Genomic DNA, 19,033 nt, shown 5'->3' on the forward strand with positions numbered 1-19,033 from the left:
CCGGCGCCCCGCCCGGGTCGCCCGCTCAGTTTCCGGAGACGGTGACCTTCTCGTCCTTGTTGAGCTGGTTCACCAGCTGCTCGACCTTGGCCTTGTCCCAGACCAGGTTGCCGCCGACGGAGCCGGAGATCGGCATGTTCATCGAGGTGCCGTCGCCGCCCGTGACGCCCTTCATGGCGAAGAACATCTGGCCCAGCGACCAGAGCGACATGTCCTTGTCCACGATCAGGGTGTCCAGGCCGGCGCTCATCGTCGGGTACAGCTTGAACGGGTTGAGGATCGTGGACGGCGTCGCCGTCTGGCTCGCCAGCGCCGCGAGGAACTTCTGCTGGTTCTTCGTCCGGGCCAGGTCCGACTCGGCGAACGCGTACCGGGTGCGGACGAAGGCCAGCGACTGCTCGCCGTTCAGCGTCTGCTTGCCCGCCTTGAAGTCGGCGCCGGACTTCTTGTCCTTGAACGCCTTCGGGATGTCCAGCTCCACGCCGCCGATCGCGTCCACGATGTTGGCGAAGCCGCCGAAGCCGATCTCGACGTAGTGATCGATGTGCAGCCCGGTGTTGAACTCGACCGTGCGGACGAGGAGTTCGGGGCCGTCCTCGGCGTACGCGGCGTTCAGCTTGGTGAACCGGCCGCGGGCCGGGTAGAGCTTGCCGGATTCGGAGCCCTTGTACGAGGGGATCTCCACGTTCGAGTCGCGGGGCAGGGAGATCAGCGTCGGCCCGTTCGAGCCGTCGTGCAGGATCATCATCGAGTCGGTCCGCTTGCCCTCGGCGGAGCCGGTGTGCAGCCGCTTCTTGTCGTCGTCGGACATGCCCTCGCGGCTGTCGGAGCCGACGATCAGGTAGTTGGTGCCGTCGCCCTCCTTCGGCCGCTCGATGACCTTGGACAGGTCCACCTCGCGCTTGAGCTTGGAGTCGGCCCAGAAGTACGTGCCGATGGAGACCACGAGGACCACGACCACCAGGGACAGCGTGCCCACCTTTATTCGGCGGGGCCAGTCGGGCGCCGGGCGTCCCGCGCCGCGCCCGCCGTCGCCCCGGCCGCCGCCGCCCGGGCCGCCGCCGTAGACCTGGCCCGTGTTGTAGCCGCTGTCGTAGCCCGCCCCGCCGCCGTCGGCGTACTGGCCGCCGGCGTACGGGGGCGGGGCCTGGCGCGGACGGGGCGGTGCGGGGCGCTGCTGCGGCGGCGCCGGGCGCCGCTGTATGTGTCCCATCACACGGGCGCCCTCGGGCTGGTCGCCTCTGCTTCCCTGCCCGTAGCGGTTGCCGCTGCGGTTGTCGTCGGTCCAGCCCTCGGGCCAATCGTTCATGCCGTCCAGTGTGCAGGCCGAACGCCCGCCTCTTACAGGGTGTACGGAAAATCGCATCGGGGCTGTTGCCAAGCTGATGCAATGCGGCCGGTCCGAAGGCCACGCATAAGGTGGGTGGTATGACAGATCAGTCCCCGCGCCCGGAGAGCGACATTCCGGGCAAGTCGACCGCCGCTTCGCGGACCACCCTCAGCCACATCATGACCGGCAGCGACACGAACCTGCTGGGTACGGTGCACGGCGGCGTGATCATGAAACTGGTCGACGACGCGGCGGGCGCCGTGGCAGGCCGGCACTCCGGCGGGCCCGCGGTCACGGCGTCGATGGACGAGATGGTCTTCCTGGAGCCGGTGCGGGTGGGTGACCTCGTTCACGTCCGCGCCCAGGTGAACTGGACCGGCCGCTCCTCGATGGAGGTCGGCGTCCGGGTCATGGCCGAGCGGTGGAACGAGTCGACCCCCGCCCAGCAGGTCGGCAGCGCGTACCTGGTGTTCACCGCCGTGGACGCGGACGGCAGACCGCGCCCCGTACCGCCGGTCATACCGGAGACCGAGCGGGACAGGCGGCGCTACCAGGAGGCGCAGATCCGGCGCACCCACCGGCTGGCCCGGCGCCGCGCGATCAGGGAACTGCGCGAGAAGCGCGCCGCGGAGGGCATCGAGGACTGAGCGCGCGCCGCGGGGAGCGTTCGGACGACGGCCGTGACGGGACCGGTCACGGGCGGGCTGACCCGTCACGAACAGGGGTCTCGGCACGAGCAGGCGGACCGGTCATGAACAGGGATCCCGTCACGAACGAACAGGCGGACCGGTCACGGACAGGCGACCTGGTCGCCCGTGACCGTGTCGAACTCGCCCCGCTTCGTCTCCTCGGCCCGCACCGGCCGCACCTTCTCGAAGTCCGCGCCCGCCGTCACCTTCAGCAGGGGGCCCTGCCCGGTCACCTCCCGCAGCTCCGCCCCGGGCAGCGCCTGGGCCAGCACCCGCGCGGACCGGTCCCAGCGCGGGTCGTAGCTGATCAGGGTGCGCGCGAGCTCGCCCCGATCCCCGTTCAGCGGGGTGCGGGTGGTGTCGAAGCCGGTGGCGCGCAGCGCCTCGTCGACGGTCCGGCCCAGCCCGTCCTTCGAGGTCCCGTTGTACACCTGGACGCGGATGCGCTCCGGGGCCACGGCGACCGGCACGGCCGTCGGCCCCGGTCGCGCGGTCCGGTGCGGGTCCAGCGGCCGGTCGTCGCGCAGCGCCTGGAAGAGCCGGTCCGCCTTCGGGGCGTCCCACTTCACCGTGGAGCCGATGCCCTTGACCGGGTAGGAGACGTTCTCCAGCGGCACGGACGCGAATTCGGACGAGGCGGGGGAGAAGCCGCGCATCGCGCGCCCGAGCTCCAGCATCTGCTCCGTGCCGAACCCCTTGTCGGCCCGGACCGACCGCAGCACCGTCGACGCCACGTCCCGGAACCGCACCGGGTTCAGCAGCACCCCGCTGCTGGTCGCCTGCTTGATGAGCGCGGCCAGGAACCTCTGCTGGCGCTGCATCCGCCCCAGGTCGGAGGCCCCGTCGACATGCCGGGAGCGCACGTACTGGAGCGCCTGCCCGCCGTTGAGATCATGGCGGCCCGCGGCGAGGTCGAGTCCGGTGTACGCGTCCTTCAGCGGCGCGGCCGTGCAGATCTCCACCCCGCCCAGGGTGTCCACGGTCTTCATGAAGCCGGTGAAGTCGACCTCCAGATAGTGGTCGATCTTGACGCCCGTGAGGTGCTCGACGGTCCGCACGGTAAGCCCGGGGCCGCCCTCGGCGTAGGCGGCGTTGAGTTTCATCGGGTGCGGGGCGTGCGTGCGGCCGGTGGTCAGGTCCCTGTGCTCGGGGACCTCGGCGTAGCTGTCGCGCGGCAGTGAGACGACGCTCGCGTGCTCCTTGTCCGCCGACAGATGGACCAGCATCACGGTGTCCGTGCAGTTGCACGGTGCGCCGCCCAGCCGGTACCTCTCCTTCTCGTCCGGGGTGATCCGGTCGCGGCCGTCGGTGCCGACCAGGAGCAGGTTCGTGCCGTTTCCGCCCCGTGGGCGGTTCTTCATGTCCTTGAACGGGTCGATCCGGTCGATGCCGGTCTCCAGGCCGGTCACCACCGCGTGACCGATCCCCCCGGCGCCGAGGACGAGGACCGAGAGACCGGTCACCAGCCGGGCGCCCCAGCGCGGCCGCGCGTTCCGCCTGCCGGAGCCGGAGCCGGAGCCGGAGCCGGAGCCGGAGCCGGGCCCGCGCCCACGGCGGGGCGGGGCGGGGCGGGGGCGCGGGGAACGGGGGGAGGGGTGCGGCGTGGGCACGGGGAACCTCCGCGGTGCGAGGGGACCGTTCGTACGGTAGGCCCATATGATCAACAGCCTGCGGTGCGACCCGGCGGCACGCTTCCGCATCCCCCGTTAGCGGTAACGTGGCGGCCGAATACCGTTGTCCGGCGGGGTGCGAACCCCTCGCGCCCCCGAGGACCCCCGCCCACCCGAGGACCACCATGTCTGCCGCGCAGCACCCCGCCGTCTCCGTGATCATGCCGGTGCTCAACGAGGAACGTCATCTCAGGAACTCCGTCCGGCACATCCTGGAGCAGGAGTACGCGGGCGAGATGGAGGTGGTGATCGCGCTGGGCCCCTCCACCGACCGCACGGACGAGATCGCCGCGGAGCTGGTGCGCGAGGACCCCCGGGTACGCACCGTCCCGAACCCGACCGGCCGCACCCCGGCCGCCCTCAACGCCGCGATCGAGGCGTCCAGCCACCCCGTGGTCGTACGGGTCGACGGACACGGCATGCTCTCGGCCGACTACATCGCGAGGGCCGTGCGCCTGCTGGAGGAGACGGGGGCGCAGAACGTCGGCGGCATCATGCACGCCGAGGGCGAGAACGCCTGGGAGGAGGCCGTGGCCGCGGCCATGACGTCGAGGATCGGCGTCGGCAACGCCGCCTTCCACACCGGGGGCCAGGCGGGCCCGGCGGAGACCGTGTACCTCGGCGTCTTCCGCCGCGAGGCGCTGGAGAAGGCGGGCGGCTACAACGTGGAGTTCATCCGCGCCCAGGACTGGGAGCTGAACTACCGCATCCGCGAGGCGGGCGGCCTGATCTGGTTCTCGCCCGAGCTGAAGGTGCAGTACCGGCCGCGGCCCTCCGTCCGGGCGCTGGCCAAGCAGTACAAGGACTACGGCCGCTGGCGGCACGTCGTCGCCCGCTACCACTCCGGCTCGATCAACCTGCGCTACCTGGCGCCGCCCACCGCCGTCTGCGCGATCGCCGCGGGCCTGGTGGCCGGGGCGGCCGTCACCCCGTGGGCCCTCGTGGTGCCCGCCGGATACGTCGCGGCGATCGTCGCCGGGTCCCTGCCCGCGGGCAAGGGCCTGTCCCTGAAGGCGCGGGCGCAGATCCCGGTGGCCCTGGCGACCATGCACATGTCGTGGGGGTACGGCTTCCTGACCAGCCCGCGCGCGCTGGCGAAGAAGGTCATCGCCAGCCGCCGCCCGGCCGTCACCGCGTAGCCCCCGGTACGGCCTGCGGCCCTCCGGTCCGCCGGAGGGCCCGCGACGCGGGACGCGCCCGGCCCGGCGTGGGACGGGCCGAGCCGGCCGCCGGGACGGGCCACGGAGCCGGCCGGTTCCCTCAGCCGGCGTCCGGCCGATTCCCTCAGCCGGAGCCCGGCCGGGTCTACCAGCCGAAGCCCGGCTGGATCTTCATGCAGGCGCCCTCGTCGTCGCCGTTCAGGGCGCGGGCGCTCTCCGGGGTCTTCTCCTTCTTGGCGGACGCGGCATACTCCCCGGCCTCGCGCCAGTCGGCCCCCACGGTCAGCGTGATGGCGGTGACGTCGGTCGACCTCTTCACCGAGGCCAGCGGGATGCCGAGGGCCTTGGCGACGGCCTGGGCGTTGCCCTCCATGTCCACGCTCGGGAAGAGTATTCCGGTCCGGGCGGCCGCCTCGCTGTACTGCGCGTCGACCGAGGTCTCGGCGAAGCCCTTGCCGACCAGCAGCTCCTTGACGTCCGAGGCGCGGCCCTTCACCGGGTACGCGACGTCGGTGCGGGTGCCGTTGCGGACGGTGACCGGTATCTCGGCGATGGGCGCGGTGGGCTTCTTGGCGGCCGGCGCCTTGCGCTTGGACGCCTTGCCGTCGAGCGGGATGTCGTCGCGGACCATCTGGAACAGCTGGTCGGCGTCGCCCGGCTTCGGCAGCACCCGTTCCTTGTTTATGCCGGTCCCGTAGACGTTCGGCATCGTCGTCATGGTGATGCGGTCGGTGGGGACCTTCTTGAACTCCTCCGCCAGGTCGTACAGCTGGTCGACCCTCTCGATGCCCTTGTCGACGGTCAGCGCGTCGGTGGCCGCCCGGGCGAGCTTGTCCAGCTTGAGCGGGTCGCTGAGCTTGGTGCCCTTGCGCAGCTCGCGGACCATCGAGTTCATGTACATGTGCTGGGCATGGGTACGGCCGAGGTCCGTGCCGTCCTCGAAGCCGTAACGGGTCCGCAGCCACTGGAGGGCCTGCTTCCCCTTGATCTTCGTGGTGCCCTTCGCCAGCTTCAGCCCGGAGCCCTTGCCTGCGCTCGTATGGGAGTAAACGTTTCCCTCGACGCAGACGGGGACGCCGCCGATCGCGTCGGCCAGCGAGACCACGCCGGAGAAGTCGATCATCATGAAGTGGTCGATGGTGATGCCGGTGAGCTCGTACCAGGCGGCCACGGTGCAGCCGGGACCGCCGCGCTCGAGCGTCTCGTTGGTCATCTTCAGTCCGGCGGAGGGAGGGTGGACGCGCCCCGTCTTGGAGTCGGTGCACTTCGGGATCTTCAGCAGCGTGTCGCGCGGCATGCTGATCACCGACATGTTGCTGCGGTCCGCGGAGACGTGGACCAGCATCTGCACGTCCGCGAGAGGCGGCGCGCCGAAGGTGTCCCTGCCCCCGCCGAGCTTCTGGTTCTCCTTGGAGTCCCGCGCGTCCGAGCCTATGAGCAGGACGTTCAGCGGGGTCTGACCGGCGGCGTTGGCCTTGTGAGCGGCCATCTTCTTGTCGCCGAGGGTCAGGTCCTCCTTCTTGAGGTTGCTGTTGAGGTTCTCGTAGTAGAGGTATCCGGCCCCCGCGCCGCCGAGTATGAACACCGCGAGCGCCGTGGCGCTCCAGCGCAGCACCCGGCGCTTGCGCTTGCCGCCGCGCCGCTTCGCCCTGCCGCCGCCCCGGCGACCGGCCGCCCTCGGCGCGGCGGCCTTCGGGGAACCGGACCCCGGGGCGCCGCTCTCCGGGGCGTCGGCCCTCGTCGCCCCGGCGCCCGAGTCCGGCCCCTTCGGCAGCCCGTCCTCGTAGAGGCTCTCGTCCCAGCCGAGTCGGCCGGCGTCGCCGACCTGCGGTCGCGTCCCCTCGCCAGGTGTGCTGCTCCGTCCCACCGGGACCCCCCTGCTGCTCAACGTCGTGGTGTGGCGCGGTGACCCGGTGTCACTTGGCGCATTCTGCCTTGGCGGCGTTCGCCTGCTGGATGCCGTCCGGCGCCTTTCTCGGCGCCGTGACGGGAATGCCCGCTCCCCGGAAGTCGCGGCCCAGCGTCAGCACCATCGCCTGGAGCCCTTCGGCGTCCGCGGTGCCCTGCTTGAGCGCGGCGGCGGGCAGGCCCATCATGTCGGCCAGGGCACGGGCCTGGTCGGCCTGGTTCGGCGCGAACTCCAGCGTCGTCTTCGCGAGCTTCGCCGGAGCGTTGGCCTTGTTGGTGGACTTGAGCACGCCGTGGTCGTTCTGGAGCCAGGCGACGGTCGCCTGCGCGGCTCCGGGGATGTCGCCGCCGTTGTAGACGTCGACCCGTACGTCGGCCGCGGCGGCCTTGGGGCCCTTGAGGAGCGCGTCCTGCTCGCTCTTGGCCTTCTTCTTCTGCGCGTTCACCTCGGTCAGGGAGACGTCGTCGCGGATCATGGCGAACAACGCGTCGGCCCTGGCCGAGTCCGGCACGACCGTGGCGCGGACCTTCTCGGCCGGGTTGTCCACCACCGGCACGGTCACGAAGGTGATGTTCTTGGTGTTGACCTTGCCGAGTTCCTGGGCCAGCGCCGTCAGCTTCGTCACCGAGCCGATGCCGGAGTCGACGGTGAGCGCCCTGGTCGCCGCGTCCGCCAGCTTGTACAGCTTGGTCGGGCTGGTCAGGGTGTCGTCCGACTGCATCTGACGGATCATCGAACCGATGAACTGCTGCTGGACCTTGATCCGGTCCAGGTCGCTCTCGTTGCCGAAGCTGTGCCGGGTCCGTACGAACGCCAGGGCGTCCTCGCCCTGGATGCGGTGCTCGCCCGCCGACAGGTCCAGGTGCGAGTCCTTGTCCTTGACCGGCTTGGCCAGACAGACCTGGACGCCGCCGACCGCGGTGGACAGCTCCTTGACCGCGTTGAAGTCGACCATCATGAAGTGGTCGACCTGGAGGCCGGTGATCTGCTTGACCGTCTCCATGGTGCAGCCCGGGTCGCGGTCCTCCTGGCCGAGGCTCTCGTTGAAGCGGACGTTCGACGTCCCCTGGATGGCCTTCTCCGAGCCGTCCGGCTGCTTGGTCCTGCACTCCGGGATGTCGACGATCATGTCGCGCGGGATGCTCAGCGCCGTCGCGTTGGTGCGGTCCTTGGAGACGTGGAAGAGGATGTTGGTGTCGGCGTGGCCCACGCTGCCCTTGTCGCCGTAGCCCTCGTTGCCCTTGCCGGTGCGCTTGTCGGTCCCGATGATCAGGATATTGACCGGGGCGTCGTTGTCGAAGACGTTCTTGTTGCCGGCCGAGCCCACGTCGATCGTGTTCAGGTTGCCGTTGAAGTGCTGGTACAGCGCGTACCCGCCGATCGACAGGCCGACCAGCACGAAGGCCATCGAGCCGCCCGTCCACAGCAGGACCTTCTTGCGGCGCGCCTTGTTGGAGGCCTTGGACGCCTTGCGGCCGCGCCGGCCCCCCGCCTCGGCGGCGGAGGCGGCGTCCCTGCCGCGCGGGCCGCCCGCGGAACGGCGGCCGCGCTGCCCCGGCACCTCGCGGCGCGGTTCGGAACCGTGCCCCTGCCCCTCGCCGGACGGCCCCCGGCGCGAGCCGCCCGCCTCGAGGCCGGCGCCGTCCTCGCCGTGCGAGGCCTCTCTGCTCCGGGGAACGCGCGGATCCGAGACCGGGGGAGCGGTGGCCGACGAATCCCCTCCGGAATGATTCAGTCGCAGTTCGTAATCACCGGTTTCCGGGTTGAGAACCCACTGGTCTGCGGGGTCGAATTCTTCCGCCCGCCCACGGCTTTGCGCATCCACGGTTGTTTGAGTCCTCCGTCGGTGCCACGCGGGGCGCCTGCCCCGGTCAGGCGCCCGATCTTTCGCTCCGGAAGTGCGCGGCCGGATGGCCGGGAGCACCGGATCGCGTCACACTATCGGCCCAGTTCGGCGTCGAGCGACGCGCGTGACAAATTCCACGGTCCTTACACCTGGTCATTCTGGTCATTACACGCCGATCACCGGCTTCTGCTTGAGAATTGCTTTACTGCCGGCATGGATCCGTCGCCGCGTTGTTGCCCGAATAGGTGGGGGTGGGGTTCGGTCCGGCGGCGCCCGGTGTATCGGCAGAGGCATTGTTTTTCCCGTTGTTCTTCCCGTCTTCACTCCCGAGCCGGTCCGCCGGCACCACCGCGACCGGGGTGTCCGCCCGCAGCCGGCCGAAGAGCCGGGCGGCGTCGGGCTGGACCAGTTCGTCCCGGTTGGGGTCGAGGGCGTACGGCTTCCGGGGCACGGTCAGGAACTGCACCCGGTCGGTCGGCACGTCGCGCAGCCCGCGCACCAGGTCGTACAGGTCCTCCAGGTTGTCCAGCCCCGGGTCCGTGGTCAGCGACTTGGTGGCCGCGTCCAGCACCGGGTACAGGCGCGCCGGGTTGAGCAGGACCCCGTTGCTCTGCACCTTGTTCACCAGCGCGCCCAGGAACTGCTGCTGGCGGTCCATCCGCTCGGTGTCGCTGCCGTCGCCGATGGACTTGCGGGCCCGTACGTACCCCAGCGCCTGCTCGCCGTCGAGCTTCTGGCGTCCGGCGGGCAGCTTCAGCCTGGCGTCGGGGTCGTCGACCGGTTTCCGGAGGCAGACCTCGACCCCGCCGACGGCGTCGACCATGTCCTTGAACCCGTGGAAGTCGACGACCATCTGGTGGTCGATCCGGATGCCGGTCAGCTTCTCGACCGTGCGGATCGTGCAGGCGGTGCCGCCGAACTGGTAGGCCCAGTTGAACTGGGCCAGCTGCTTCTTCGTGGCCGTGCCGTCCGGTCGGTGGCAGACCGGGATCTCCACCATCAGGTCGCGCGGCAGCGACATGGCGGTGACGCTCTCCCGGTTCGCGGCCAGGTGCAGCAGGATCGTGGTGTCCGAACGCTGGCTGCCGCCGTCGTCGCGACCGTACTCGCGGTTGTCCCCGGCCCGGCTGTCGGAGCCGATGAGCAGGATGTTCTCCGCGTCGTGCACCACCGTGCGGGGCCGCTCCCGCTCGTACGTCCGCAGCTCGGCGGCGGCCGAGGTGTCCGTCCTGATGTTGGCGTCGAGCTTCCGGTACAGCCAGCAGCCGACGCCGGCGGCGGTCAGCACGACGAGCGAGGCGCCGAGCGCGGTCCAGCGCAGCCAGTGCCGCCGGTGCCCGGCGGGCGCCGCCGCGGCCCCGGGGGCGTTCCCGGGACCGCGGCCGGAGGCGTCCCCGGCGCCCGACGCGCCCGGGGACGTGCCCGGGTCGTCGGAGTCACCCGGCGGGCCGGCGCTTTCGCTCACGTCTGGTCCATCCTTCACGTTCGGCGGCGCGCTGGGCCGCCGGTCGCAGAAGTAGACGGCTGAACCTCACGCTTGGTTGTGTCCCGGGTGGGCCGTACCGCCGATCATGTACCGGAGTTGACGAGCAGTCCTGGGGACTCGACCCGGTATGGGCCGGATGAGTGACTATCAGAGCTCTTGTCATACCACGGTGTTGGTGACCCGTTCGGTTTCGACGCGCTTCGCCAGCCCGCTCTCGTCCAAGCGCTCCAGGTGACGGCAGAGGACCACGGACCCGCCGGCGGCCAGCGGTGCGAACAGCCCCGCGCTCAGGCCCTCCCAGCTGTCGTACCCGCACCCGGTCAGCACCCGCGGCCCGGCGGCGGCCGGCCCGAGCCGGTCCGCGTCCTCGCGGGCCCGCGCCACCAGCTGCGCCCCCGTCAGTTCGACTCCGCCCACCGCCAGCGCGGGCGCGTCCGGGTCCACGGGGACGAACGGGGCGAACCGGTCGCCCTGGCCCGGCGCCTCGACCGCGTAGTCCGCGAAGCCCTCGGGCGGCTGCGGGAACCGGCCGCCCAGCGGGCGCAGTGCCAGCGCGATCCGCTCGCCGGTGCAGGCGCGGGCGGCGTCCAGGGTGTCCGGGCCGCTGACGACGAGATCGGCGTCGGCCGGGTCACCCTGGACGTCCGCGAGCACGCCGACCGAGGAGCAGGCGAGCAGCCACACCGCCGACTGCCAGTGCGCGGGCAGCAGCAGGGCGAGCCGGTCGCCGGGCTGGGCGGCGAGGTCGCCCTGGAGCAGATTGGCGGTCTTGGCCACCCAATTGGCGAAGGTGGCCACCGACAGTTCCACGCGCTCTCCGGTGGCGTCGTCGTAGAAAGTGATCAAGGGGCGGGCCGGGTCCGCGGCGAGCGCGGAACGCAGCAGGTCGGCGGGGGTGCGGTCGGTGGCGTTCATCCGCGCAAGCGTACGCGGCGACGGCGTGTCGGGGAGGTGGGCCGGAGGCGGCTTACACCGGTTCGGCAGACGGGCCGTCAGTTGTCCGGCGGGACACCGGTAGCCGGAGTTGTCAGATTATGCCCAGGATTATTCGCATGCGTGCCTTCCTTGCTTCCTCGATCGGCGTCGCCTGCGCGGCGGTGCTCGCGCTGCCGTCGGCCGGGCCGGCGGGTGCCGCGTCCGCGTCCGCGTCCTCCGCCCCCGCCGCCCGTACGCCTGCTCCCGCTCCTGCTTCCGGGGCCGCTTCTGTTTCCGGGGCCGCTTCTGTTTCCGGGGCTGCTCCTGCTTCCGGGGCCGCTCCGGCTTCCGCTCCTTCTTCCCGGGTCGCTCCTGCTTTCGGGGCCGCCACGGGCCCGACCGACGATCCGGCCAATGACTCGGCGGTGACGGCCGGGCCCGCCGGGCCCGCCGGGCCCGCCGGGCCTGCCGGGCCCGCCGGGCCTGCCGGGCCTGCCGGGCCTGCCGGGCCTGCCGGGCCTGCCGGGTCCGCCGGGTCCGCCGGGTCTGATGAGTCAGACGAGTCAGACGAGTCTGCCGGGTCCGCTGGATCTGCTGAGACGGCGGATTCCACTGGGCCCTCCGAGTCCTCCGGGGCGGACGGGGCCTCCGGAGCCGCCGATGCCGCCAAGTCCAATGCGTCGGCCGGGTCCGCCGGGGTGTCCGGTTCGACGCAGTCCCTGCCGATGGGGCCGCTGGCGGACCCCTCCGGCCCGGCCACCGGCGACCCGGCCAGGACCGCGGGCGGGGCCGAACAGGGGCTGACCGAACGCGCGGTCCGGCCGTTCTCCCTGGTCGGCGTCGTATGGAACGACCCGGACGCCGAACTCCACGGGACCGTGCAGGTCCGTACCCGCGCCCTCGGCACCGGCCGCTGGTCCGACTGGCAGGACCTGGAGACGCACAACGCCGAGCACGCCGCCGACCCCGGGACCACCGAGCGCGAGTCGGCCGGTGTCCATGGCTCGACCGCCCCGCTCTGGGTCGGCGGCTCGGACGGCGTCGCGGTACGGGTACGCCCCGGGGCCACCGACCCGCACGACCGGACGGCCCCCGCCGCACCGCTTCCCACCGGCCTGCGCCTTGAACTCGTCGACCCGGGCAAGGCCCCCGGAGAGGCCGCCCCGGCGCCCCTGCAGACTCCGCAGACCCCGCGGGTCCCGGAGCCCCCGCAGACCCCGCAGGCCCCGCAGCCCCCGCGGGTCCCGGATCTCGCCGACGCCGTGGGGGCCGCGGGCTCCCCGAGCGGTGTCATGAACGCCGTCGGAGCCGTCGGGGCCATGGCGGACGCCCTCGTCGGCCGGGGTCCGTGGGACGTGTCCGGGGTGCTCCCCGCCCTCGGTAAGGCGGAGACCGAGGCGCGCAGCGAGGCGGAGAGCGGACGCGCGCCCGGCGCCCAGCCGTACATCGGCCCCCGGCCGCGCATCATCACCCGCAAGGGCTGGGGGGCCGACGAGAGCCTCAGGGAGCGCGCCTTCGTCTACACCAAGACCGTCAAGGCCGCCTTCATCCACCACAGCGCCACCGGCAACAACTACACCTGCGCCGAAGCGCCCGCGGTGCTCCGCAGCATCTACCGCTATCACGTCAAGAGCAGCGGCTGGCGCGACTTCGGCTACAACTTCGCCGTCGACAAGTGCGGCAACATCTACGAAGGGCGGGCGGGAGGCGTGACGAAACCTGTTCTGGGAGCGCACACGCTCGGCTTCAACACCGACAGCATGGGCATCGCGGTGCTCGGCACCTTCAGCGACACCAACCCCTCCGCCGCCGCGGTGGACGCCGTCGCCAGGCTCACCGCGTGGAAGCTCGGCCTGTTCGGCGCCGACCCGCGCGGGCGGACCACGCTCGTCTCGGGCGGTGGGAACAAGTTCAAGAAGGGGTCCAAGGTCAGACTCAACGTCATCTCGGGCCATCGGGACGGCTTCGCAACCGAATGCCCCGGAGCGCGTCTTTACCAGAAGCTCGGCTCGGCCCGCACCAGCTCCGCCCGACTGCAGGGGCGCTGAGGGAAGCCGCTCGGACCGGCGGCGGCGCGTCGCGTACCGCCGCCGGTCGCACCGGACCGCCGCGAACCGGCCGGGCCCGGCACGACCGGCGGGACCGGTCGCGGCCGGCGCCGGACACACCGAAGCGGATGCGGCCGAACCGGTCTGCATACACTGGCCAGCCGAACGAGGCCGGGCCCCACCAGGAAGCAGAGTCAGCGCTGTGACACAGGCAAGAGAAGCGATCCTCCTGGTGGGCGGCAGGGGCACCCGGCTGCGCCCGCTCACCGTGCACACGCCCAAGCCCATGGTCCCGGCGGCAGGCGTCCCCTTCCTGACGCACCAGCTGGCGCGCGCCCGCGCCGCCGGCGTCGAGCACATCGTGCTCGCGACCTCGTACCTTGCGGAGGTCTTCGAACCGTACTTCGGGGACGGCTCGAAGCTCGGTCTGCACATCGAGTACGTCACCGAGCGCGAACCGCTGGGAACCGGCGGGGCGATACGCAACGTCGCGTCCCGGCTCACCGCCGGGGCCGACGACCCCGTGCTCGTCTTCAACGGCGACATCCTGACCGGGCTCGACATCCGGGCCCTGGTCACCACGCACACCGCCTCCGGGGCGGACGTCTCCCTCCACCTCAGCCGCGTCGAGGACCCGCGCGCCTTCGGCCTCGTGCCGACGGACGACACCGGCCGGGTCACCGCGTTCCTGGAGAAGCCCGAGACGCCCGAACAGATCGTCACCGACCAGATCAACGCCGGGGCGTACATCTTCCGCCGCTCGGTCATCGACACCATCCCGGCCGGCCGCCCGGTCTCCGTGGAACGCGAGACCTTCCCCGGACTGCTCGCCTCCGGCGCCCATCTCCAGGGCATGGTCGACTCCACCTACTGGCTGGACCTCGGCACCCCGCGGGCCTTCGTACGCGGCTCCGCCGACCTGGTCCTCGGCCGCGCCCCGTCGCCGGCCGTCCCCGGGCGGTGCGGCGAGCAGCTCGTCCTGGCCGGCGCCACCGTCGCCGCCGACGCCAAACTCACCGGCGGCACGGTCGTCGGCGAGGGTGCGCTGATCGGCGCGGGGGCCCGGATAGAGGGGTCCGCGGTGCTGGCCGGCGCGGTGGTCGAACCCGGGGCCGTGATCACGGACTCGCTGGTCGGGGCCAGGGCCAGGATCGGCAGCCGTACGGTGGTCGAGGACGCGGTCATCGGGGACGGGGCGCGGGTCGGCGCCGACAACGAACTGCTGGGCGGCGTGCGGATCTGGTGCGGGGCGGTCCTGCCGGACGCGGCGGTGCGCTTCTCGTCCGACGAATGACCACGCGCCCGGGGCCCGCGGCCGCGACGCCGGGATCCCGGGACGGGCGGGCGCCGGGTCCCCGGGGCGGGGCGCCAGGGTCTTTGGGCGGGGCCGCTGTCCTTCCGGGCCGCTTTTCGTGCTTATCCTCGTCAGGCACCCCCGACGACGAGGACCTCACCCGTGGCAGGACGCTTCGCCCCCCACCGCGCCGAACCGGCGCGGGCGGCCGTCCCGCGCCCGGCGGGAATGACGGGCCCGGCGGTTCCGGTGCGAACGACGGCCCCGGCGGGAACGACGGGAACGGCGGCCTCGACATCCGCGGCGAAGAGCGCGCTGACCCGCGACTGGACCCCGCCCGGCCCGCTCGACCCGCGCCTGGTCCTCGGCCCGCTGCGCCGGGGCCCCGCCGACCCCACCTTCCGGTTCACCCCGGACGGCGCGGCCTGGCGGACCAGCCGCACCCCCGAGGGCCCCGGCACCCTTCGCATCGCGGCCCGGGGCGGCCGGATCGAGGCGGTGGCCTGGGGAACCGGCGCGTCCTGGCTGCTGGACCGCCTCCCGTCCCTGCTCGGCGCCGAGGACGACCCGGACGCCTTCCGTCCCCGCCACCGGCTGCTCGCGATCACCCGGCACCGGCGTCCCGGGCTGCGCCTGGTGCGTACCGGCCTGGTCATGGAGTCGCTGATTCCGTCGGTGCTGGAACAGAAGGTCACCACGGACGAGGCGTACCGGGCCTGGCGCCGACTGGTCCGCGCGCACGGCACCCCGGCGCCCGGCCCGGCGGACGACGCCGCGTTCGCCGCCCTCGGCCTGTACGTCATGCCGGACGCCCGCACCTGGTCGCTGATCCCGTCCTGGGAATGGCACCGCGCGGGCGTCGACGCGAAGCGCTCGGCCACCGTCCTGCGCGCGGTGCGGGTGGCCCGCCGCCTGGAGGAGGCGGCCGGCATGGACCTTCCGCAGGCCATGGCCCGGCTGCGACTCGTGCCGGGCATCGGGCCCTGGACCGCCGCCGAGACCCTCCAGCGATCGAACGGCGCGGCGGACGCGGTCACGGTCGGCGACTTCCACCTCCCGGCCATCGTCGGCCACGCCCTGGCGGACAACCGGCACGCCGACGACGAGGAGATGCTGGCCCTCCTCGCCCCCTACGAGGGCCAGCGCCACCGGGCCACCCGGCTCATCCTGCTCTCCGGCCGCGTCCCGCCCCGCCGGGCCCCGCGCATGACCCCGGGCGACATCGCCCGCCTGTGACCCCGCGCCGCTCCGGCGCACGCGGGGGCGCGACCCGGCACAGGCCCCGGAGCGCGGCGAACCTGCGCACGCCCGGGCCCCGGCCCGGCGCACGCGGCCCGGCGCACGCTCTGGAGTGCGGCGAACCTGCCCACGCCCCGGCGCCGCTCCGGCGCACGCGGCCCCGCCGCGTCCGTCCCGCGTACGCCCCTGGCCCCCGCCCGCACTGCCCGCGCCCGCACGCCCGCCTCGGCGCACCCCGTCTCAGCGCACCGTCAGGAATTCCTCCGGGTCGCGCGCGGCCCGTGCCGCCGGCGCGGCCGCCGCCCGGCCCATCGCGATCGCGCCCAGCGGGTCCCAGGAATCCGGCAGCTCCAGCACCTCGCGCACCACCTCACGGCAGAACATCGTCGACGACACCCACGCCGAGCCGAGCTGTTCGCCCGCCAGCGCCACCAGGAAGTTCTGGATCCCGGCCCCCGCCGCGACCACGAACATCTCGCGCTCCGCGGTGTCCCGCCGCTCGTCCCCGTACGTGTGGGAGCCGTCCATCACCAGGCACGGCACCGCCAGATACGGCGCCCGGCGCAGCACATCGCCCCGCCGCACCCGCTTCGCGATCGACTCCTCGCTCTTCCCGTCCCGGCGCAGGTCCGCGATCCACGCGTCCCGCATCGCGTCGAGCAGCCGGGTCCGCGACTCCTCCGACTCCAGCAGGACGAACCGCCACGGCGTCGTGTGATGCGGCGCGGGCGCCGTCACCGCCGCCGCCACGGCCCGCCGCACCGCGCCCGGGTCCACCGGCTCGTCGGTGAACTCGCGCACCGTGCGCCGCAGGGCGACCGCCTCCCGCACCGCCTCCGAGGTGCCGAGCCGGAACATGTCGTCGGCGGCGCCGCGCACCAGCGCCCGGGCCCCGCCCGCCGAGTCCGGCGAGTCCGCCGGGTCCACGACATGGCCGAGCCCCCGCACCACCGCGACCGGCAGCCCCGACGCCTTGCCCTTGACCAGGTCGCCGGCGGCGGCCAGTTCGTCGGCGGTGGCGACCACGGTCGCGCCGAGCGGATTGCCGTACGCGTCCGTCCCGCCCCGCAGATCGTCCAGCACCCGGACGCCGGCCGCCCCGATCGCGACATCAGTGAGTCCACTGCGCCAGGGACGCCCGAAGGTGTCCGTGACGACGACCCCGACCTCGACGCCCAGGGTGTCCCGCAGCCCGTCCCTGATCGCGCGCGCCGAGGCGTCCGGGTCCTCGGGCAGCAACAGCACCGTCCCGGCGGGGGTGTTCGAGGCGTCGACGCCGGCCGCGGCCATGACGAGGCCCTGCCGGTTCTCGACGATCCGCAGCAGGCCGCGCCGCGCCACCACCCGTACCGTCTCGGCGTCGATCGCCGCCTCCCGGTCGGCGGCCTCGACGATCCGGCCCTCCGCCTTGGACACGATCTTCGACGTGACCAGCAGGACGTCGCCGTCGGCCAGTCCCGGCCCGGTGGACGCGATCAGCTTCGCCAGGTCGTCGCCGGGCCGCACCTCGGGCATGCCGGGCAGGGCCCAGACCCGGTAGGCGGGGGCCGGGGAGGCGTCCTCGGCACGGGCGTCGCTCATGCCCGTACCTCCTCGGCCAGGGCCAGGGCCTGCCGGGCCATCTCCGCCGCGGCGTCCACGTCCGTCATCATCAGCGGCACGGAGCGGCAGCGGATGCCCGCCGCCTCCACCTCGTCGACCGCCCCGGCGTCCACCGTGTCGACCAGCCAGCCGTCGAGCAGCCCGGAACCGTAGTGCGTGGCCACGGCGGCCGCCGTCGACTCGACGCCCACCGCGGCGAGCACCTTGTCCGCCATCCCGCGCACCGGCGCGTCCCCGACGATGGGGGAGAGGCCCACGACCGGGACCCCGGCCTCCGCGATCGCCTCCCGGATGCCGGGCACGGCCAGGATCGTCCCTACCGACACCACCGGGTTGGACGGCGGGAAGAGGACGACGTCGGCCTCCGCGATGGCCTCCAGCACCCCCGGGGCGGGCTTGGCCTGCTCGGCGCCGACCGGCACGATCGCCTGTGCCTCGACCGAGGCGCGCAGCCTGACCCAGTACTCCTGGAAGTGGATCGCCCGGCGCTCGCCGTCCAGATCGACGGCGACATGCGTCTCGACGCGGTCGTCGGACATCGGCAGCAGCCGGACGCCCGGCTTCCACCGGGCGCAGAGCGCCTCGGTGACGGCGCTCAGCGGGTAGCCGGCGCCCAGCATCTGCGTACGGACGATGTGCGTCGCGAAGTCGCGGTCGCCGAGGCCGAACCACTCGGGCCCCACGCCGTACGCCGCGAGCTCCTCCTTGACGTGGAAACTCTCGTCGGCGCGGCCCCAGCCCTGCTCCTCGTCGATGCCCGCGCCGAGGGTGTACATCACGGTGTCGAGGTCGGGGCAGACCTTCAGACCGAACAGATGGATGTCGTCACCGGTGTTGCCGATCACCGTGATGTCCGCGTCGGGCGCGGCCCGTTTGAGGCCACGCAGAAAACGAGCACCACCGATACCGCCGGCCAGAACCACAATGCGCATGCCCACAGTCTGTCAGGCGGAGCCTGTCGGCGGTGGGGTGGTGGCGGGTGACGGGTGGGACTGTCGGGCGGAGCCTGTCGTTGGTGGGGTGGTGGCGGGTGACGGGTGGGACTGTCGGGCGTCAGGCCGGTATGGCGTCCGCGTCCACGTCCACGGGGGCGGCCGCGGCGCAGCGCGCCGTGTGCATCGGCATCTCGGTCAGGCCCGGGTAGTAGACGTGCAGGCTGACGGCCGGTTCGAGGGAGTCGTTGAGCACTTCGTGCACATAGCCCGGCGCGAAGACCCGCTGCGCCCCCGGGTCCAGCGCGCGCGAGGCGCGTGCGGTGTGCTCGGTCAGCCGGCCCTCCAGGACGGTCAGCAGCCCGGAGGACGGACCGTGGTCGTGGCGTCCGCTGCCCTGGCCCGGCAGCCAGCTCAGCAGCCAGACCTCGTAACCGGGGCCGGTGTGCAGCCGGTGGTACCAGCGGGTGGTGGCGTCGTACCGGACCAGCGGCGCCCACCGCGCGCGGTCGGCGGCGATGCCGCGGGCGAGTCCGGCGAACTCGGCCACGGTGGCCGGGTGCTCGCGGGCCGGCTGGAGGAGGTGCTGGACCTCAAGGAGGTCGCCGGCGATCTGAAGGTCGCTGTCGCTGTTCATGGAAGCGGTGGTTCCTCGGCAGGGAGTGCAGTGCGGGCGGCGCGGAGAGGGACCGGAGAAGGCTGTACCAGGGCCGGGGAGAGAGAGCCGGGAGACGGCCGGGACGGGGAAGAGAGTCCCGGAGAGGCGCTCTGCGGAGGCGTTCTGGGAAGACGTTCTGCGGCGGAGCCCCGCGGAGAAGAGGAGCGGGATTCGGAGCCGGAGCCCTACGGCATCAACAGCTGTGACAGCTGGAACAGCGGCAGCGGGCCTGGACAGCCGTGCGGAGCCCACAGA

General features: G+C 72.8%; 14 protein-coding genes. 5 read left to right on the forward strand and 9 right to left on the reverse strand.

Annotated features, from left to right (window positions below):
• Positions 1-25 precede the first annotated feature (25 nt).
• Positions 26-1,309 carry an LCP family protein gene (locus WA762_RS24600; protein WP_335938427.1) on the reverse strand — a complete coding sequence of 428 codons (1,284 nt, stop codon included), beginning with the start codon at positions 1,307-1,309 and terminating at the stop codon, positions 26-28.
• A 119-nt stretch (positions 1,310-1,428) separates the two neighbouring features.
• Between WA762_RS24600 and WA762_RS24605 the strand changes: the two genes are divergently transcribed.
• Positions 1,429-1,977 carry an acyl-CoA thioesterase gene (locus tag WA762_RS24605; RefSeq protein ID WP_335938428.1) on the forward strand — a complete coding sequence of 183 codons (549 nt, stop codon included), beginning with the start codon at positions 1,429-1,431 and terminating at the stop codon, positions 1,975-1,977.
• 143 nt (positions 1,978-2,120) lie between these two features.
• On the opposite strand, the gene WA762_RS24610 is transcribed toward WA762_RS24605, so the two are convergent.
• Entirely contained in the window at positions 2,121-3,629 is a 1,509-nt protein-coding gene (locus tag WA762_RS24610) for an LCP family protein (RefSeq protein WP_443080663.1), read from the reverse strand.
• A 185-nt stretch (positions 3,630-3,814) separates the two neighbouring features.
• Between WA762_RS24610 and WA762_RS24615 the strand changes: the two genes are divergently transcribed.
• Positions 3,815-4,828, forward strand: coding sequence for a glycosyltransferase family 2 protein (locus tag WA762_RS24615; RefSeq protein WP_335938430.1), 1,014 nt, complete (start codon positions 3,815-3,817; stop codon positions 4,826-4,828).
• Between the two features lie 166 nt (positions 4,829-4,994).
• Here the strand turns inward: WA762_RS24615 and WA762_RS24620 are convergent, their stop codons facing one another.
• From WA762_RS24620 to WA762_RS24635, 4 genes are all read right to left on the reverse strand, one after another.
• Positions 4,995-6,716, reverse strand: a complete 1,722-nt coding sequence (locus WA762_RS24620) for an LCP family protein (RefSeq protein ID WP_335938478.1) — start codon at positions 6,714-6,716, stop codon at positions 4,995-4,997.
• Positions 6,717-6,765: 49 nt separating this feature from the next.
• Positions 6,766-8,583 (reverse strand): LCP family protein, encoded by a 1,818-nt coding sequence (locus WA762_RS24625; protein ID WP_335938432.1) that lies wholly within the window; start codon positions 8,581-8,583, stop codon positions 6,766-6,768.
• Between the two features lie 223 nt (positions 8,584-8,806).
• Positions 8,807-10,069, reverse strand: a complete 1,263-nt coding sequence (locus WA762_RS24630; RefSeq protein ID WP_335938434.1) for an LCP family protein — start codon at positions 10,067-10,069, stop codon at positions 8,807-8,809.
• A 180-nt stretch (positions 10,070-10,249) separates the two neighbouring features.
• Entirely contained in the window at positions 10,250-11,005 is a 756-nt protein-coding gene (locus WA762_RS24635) for a TIGR03089 family protein (RefSeq protein WP_335938435.1), read from the reverse strand.
• Between the two features lie 725 nt (positions 11,006-11,730).
• On the opposite strand from WA762_RS24635, the gene WA762_RS24640 reads away from it, so the two are divergent.
• From WA762_RS24640 to WA762_RS24650, 3 genes are all read left to right on the forward strand, one after another.
• Positions 11,731-13,053 carry a peptidoglycan recognition protein family protein gene (locus WA762_RS24640; protein ID WP_335938479.1) on the forward strand — a complete coding sequence of 441 codons (1,323 nt, stop codon included), beginning with the start codon at positions 11,731-11,733 and terminating at the stop codon, positions 13,051-13,053.
• Positions 13,054-13,255: 202 nt separating this feature from the next.
• On the forward strand, positions 13,256-14,347 hold the full coding sequence (manB, locus tag WA762_RS24645; RefSeq protein WP_335938437.1) for a mannose-1-phosphate guanylyltransferase: 1,092 nt from the start codon (positions 13,256-13,258) through the stop codon (positions 14,345-14,347).
• A 162-nt stretch (positions 14,348-14,509) separates the two neighbouring features.
• On the forward strand, positions 14,510-15,583 hold the full coding sequence (locus WA762_RS24650) for a DNA-3-methyladenine glycosylase family protein (RefSeq protein WP_335938439.1): 1,074 nt from the start codon (positions 14,510-14,512) through the stop codon (positions 15,581-15,583).
• A 243-nt stretch (positions 15,584-15,826) separates the two neighbouring features.
• On the opposite strand, the gene WA762_RS24655 is transcribed toward WA762_RS24650, so the two are convergent.
• The 3 genes from WA762_RS24655 to WA762_RS24665 all read right to left on the reverse strand — a co-directional run bounded on the left by WA762_RS24655 (position 15,827) and on the right by WA762_RS24665 (position 18,757).
• A complete protein-coding gene (locus WA762_RS24655) occupies positions 15,827-17,167 on the reverse strand; it encodes a coenzyme F420-0:L-glutamate ligase (protein ID WP_335938441.1) in 1,341 nt (446 codons plus the stop codon).
• A complete protein-coding gene (cofD, locus tag WA762_RS24660) occupies positions 17,164-18,120 on the reverse strand; it encodes a 2-phospho-L-lactate transferase (protein ID WP_335938443.1) in 957 nt (318 codons plus the stop codon). The genes WA762_RS24655 and cofD overlap by 4 nt, the downstream gene beginning before the upstream one ends.
• Positions 18,121-18,241: 121 nt before the next feature.
• Positions 18,242-18,757, reverse strand: a complete 516-nt coding sequence (locus tag WA762_RS24665) for a cysteine dioxygenase (protein ID WP_335938444.1) — start codon at positions 18,755-18,757, stop codon at positions 18,242-18,244.
• Positions 18,758-19,033: the final 276 nt, after the last annotated feature.

This window comes from Streptomyces tyrfis (assembly GCF_037034285.1).
In the GTDB taxonomy this organism is placed as follows: domain Bacteria; phylum Actinomycetota; class Actinomycetes; order Streptomycetales; family Streptomycetaceae; genus Streptomyces.

Excerpts from the sequence above, each read along its gene's own strand:
- WA762_RS24665 (WP_335938444.1), bottom strand. The coding sequence starts at position 18,757 with ATGAACAGCGACAGCGACCTTCAGATCGCCGGCGACCTCCTTGAGGTC.
- WA762_RS24600 (WP_335938427.1), bottom strand. The coding sequence starts at position 1,309 with ATGAACGATTGGCCCGAGGGCTGGACCGACGACAACCGCAGCGGCAAC.
- WA762_RS24615 (WP_335938430.1), top strand. The coding sequence starts at position 3,815 with ATGTCTGCCGCGCAGCACCCCGCCGTCTCCGTGATCATGCCGGTGCTC.
- WA762_RS24605 (WP_335938428.1), top strand. The coding sequence starts at position 1,429 with ATGACAGATCAGTCCCCGCGCCCGGAGAGCGACATTCCGGGCAAGTCG.
- WA762_RS24655 (WP_335938441.1), bottom strand. The coding sequence starts at position 17,167 with ATGAGCGACGCCCGTGCCGAGGACGCCTCCCCGGCCCCCGCCTACCGG.
- WA762_RS24635 (WP_335938435.1), bottom strand. The coding sequence starts at position 11,005 with ATGAACGCCACCGACCGCACCCCCGCCGACCTGCTGCGTTCCGCGCTC.
- cofD (WP_335938443.1), bottom strand. The coding sequence starts at position 18,120 with ATGCGCATTGTGGTTCTGGCCGGCGGTATCGGTGGTGCTCGTTTTCTG.
- WA762_RS24640 (WP_335938479.1), top strand. The coding sequence starts at position 11,731 with ATGGGGCCGCTGGCGGACCCCTCCGGCCCGGCCACCGGCGACCCGGCC.